Below are 1,951 nucleotides of genomic sequence, written 5' to 3'. Positions count from 1 at the left end.
GTGGGCGGGGGCGCCGCCGGGGATGTCGGTGCGGGACAGGACGATGGCGCCGATCAACGCGGCCAGCAGCAGCACCGACAACGCCTCGAACGGCAGCACCCAGGTGGCGAACACGCTGGCGCCGAGCTCCTTCGCGGCTCCCCGGCCGGGTGTGAGAGGGGTGTAGGCCGTACGGAAGGCGTCGATCACGACCGTGACCAGGACCGCTGCGGTCGCGATCGCCACCACGGCGGCGACCAGCCGGTTACCGCTGTCGAGGTCGGCGGAGCGGCCGATGGGGGCGCGGGTGAGCATGATGCCGAACAACAGCAGCACGACCACCGCGCCCACATAGATGAGCATCTGGACCCACGCCACGAACTCGGCGGTCAGCACGAGATAGCCGCCGGCCAGCGCGCCGAAGCAGAGCACGAGCCACAGGGCCGCGTGAACCAGTTGTTTGGTCAGGACGACGAGCAGCGCCGATCCAACCGCCACCGTCCCCAGCAGCAAGAAGACGATCTCTTGCCCGGTCGGTGACAGGTAGGAGGGCACCGCCTCGGTCACGACTCCTCCTCTGACTCCCTTGTTTCGTCAGGATCGAGCCGGCCCGGTGGGCGGATGGACCGTGGATCGGCCATCCTCCGCCTGCGGGGGCTCGCGGCAGAAGTCTGCTCCTCCGGCCGGGTGCCCGGCGACGGCTCGCCCGAGCCTGTGGATAACTGGCCTGGAGGTGGCTCTCCTGTGGATGAACCTTCGTCCCTGGCTCCCGACCCCTCGGATCGCTCCCCTGGTGAGGGGTCATCGCCTGCGTTCTCACCGGACGAAGACCCCGACCCGTCGGCGGGAGACGCCGGCCTGTGGAACGGAGACCTGGACTCGTCGACCGGACGCGCTGGCCTGTCGGACGGAGACCCGGGCCCATCGGCCGGAGATCCTGACTCATCGGCCGGAGACCTGGGGCGATCGGCGGGAGATCCGGGGGCCTCGGACGATGACCCCGGGTTGTCGGCGGTAGATCCTGGCTCGTCGGACGAAGGGCCGTTGCCGGTCGGCTGAGCTTCGCCGCCGCCCGGCGAGGTGTCCGAACGACGAGTGGGAGAGGCGCCGGTGTCGGTCGCGGAACTCGACGACGGAGCAGGGCGTTCAGCGTTGGAGCCCGTTGCGGAACCGGACGACGGAGCAGGGCGTGCCGCGCCGGTGCCCGTCTCTTCCGCCTTGGCACCGGCCGTCTCTTCCGCCTTGGCACCGGCCGTCTCTTCCGGCGTTGCAGCGGCTGCGGCCTCCGGTCGCTTCGCGGGAGCGGGAGCGGTTTGCTCCGGCGTCGCAGGGCCGGTGGAACCCTTCCGTTGGTTTGCGGGACCCGTGGTGGGAGGTTCTGGAGGCGTGGTCGGCTGAGGGAGAGCTCCGGGTGGGCGGATTCCCCGTACGTTCGTCATCGGGCGGCGTGGGCGGCCGCCGGGAGTGCGGGGCCGCGCCGATTCCCCGGTCGGGGTGGTGGGCTCGGCCGGGGCCGATTCCGCAGGACGGCCGGCTTCGCCGGTGGTCGGCGGTGCGGTGTCGTCACGCTGCGCCCCGGCCGTGCGGTCAGGACCGTCGGGACGGTGCGGGCCTTTGGTGTGGTCAGGTCCATCAGCCTGAGCAGGTCCACCAGCCTGAGGAGGTTGATCGGACCGGGATGAACGGTCGGCGCTGCCCGGGCGCTCAGCTGAAGCCGGGCGGTCAGCGGGCACTGGATGGTCGGCAGCGGCCTCGCGGTCGGTGGGGGCCGGCAGCTCGGTGGCGGCCCCGCGATCGGACTGCGCTGGGCGATCGGCTCCCGCTGGACGGTCGGCTCGCTCCGGGCGATCGACTCCCGCTGGGCGATCGGCGCGGTCTGGGCGGCCCGCAGAAGCTGGGCGGTCTGCAGGAGATGTCCGGCCTGCAGGAGATGGGCGGCCCGCTGAAGCTTGGCGGTCCGCAGGAGATGGGC

The 1,951-nt window shown here is 71.8% G+C and carries 1 protein-coding gene and 1 pseudogene; both read right to left on the bottom strand.

What is annotated here, in order from left to right:
• A partial coding sequence (locus C1J01_RS47830; protein WP_111185764.1) for an NADH-quinone oxidoreductase subunit J family protein occupies positions 1 to 546 on the bottom strand: 546 nt, incomplete at its 3' end.
• Between the two features lie 868 nt (positions 547 to 1,414).
• Positions 1,415 to 1,951 (bottom strand): annotated as a pseudogene (locus C1J01_RS50835) (hypothetical protein); the annotation flags it as partial.

This window comes from Nonomuraea aridisoli, assembly GCF_003236395.1.
Taxonomy (GTDB): domain Bacteria; phylum Actinomycetota; class Actinomycetes; order Streptosporangiales; family Streptosporangiaceae; genus Nonomuraea; species Nonomuraea aridisoli.
Note: the sequence above shows the minus strand (reverse complement) of the source record. Positions and strands in the feature narration are given on the sequence as shown.